We start from the raw sequence: 454 nt of genomic DNA on the forward strand, positions 1-454 counted from the left end.
CCACGACGGTGACCTGCTCGACCGCGCGCTGGCCGAGGAGTTCGGCCGCCACCCGCAGCGCGAACGTCGTCTTGCCGGACCAGGGGGTGGCCACCGCCAGGAAGTCGCGCGGCTGGCCGGCGAGATATTTGACGAGCGCCCTGCGCTGCCAGCCGCGCAGCACGGCGGTGCCGCCGTCGTCGCCGGGGTCGGTGTCGGTCCGCGCCTGGATGCTGCTGGCCGGCATCGACACAGGCCCCCCAATCGTTGCTGTTCGACACGGCCAGCTCGGTTGAGTGGCGGCTGTGAAATCTAGCACGCCAACGCTTTTCGATGTTGGAGCGACTCGACTCGCTATCGTGCGTGGGTCACCGCTTCGTGGGTCTGCAGCCAGTCGCGGATGCGTTCGGCGACGTCGGCCCAGCCCGGCTCGAGCATCATGTTGTGGCCCATGGAAAAGAATTCCGGCTCGGTG

Annotated in this window: 2 pseudogenes; both read right to left on the reverse strand. The window is 68.5% G+C overall.

The window, feature by feature from the left end:
• A pseudogene (locus tag KHA85_RS16765) lies at positions 1-232 on the reverse strand (ATP-dependent helicase); the annotation flags it as partial.
• Between the two features lie 101 nt (positions 233-333).
• A pseudogene (locus tag KHA85_RS16770) lies at positions 334-454 on the reverse strand (alpha/beta hydrolase); the annotation flags it as partial.

Origin of the sequence: Dietzia massiliensis (genome assembly GCF_018390595.1) — a bacterium.
Taxonomy (GTDB): Bacteria; Actinomycetota; Actinomycetes; order Mycobacteriales; family Mycobacteriaceae; genus Dietzia; species Dietzia massiliensis.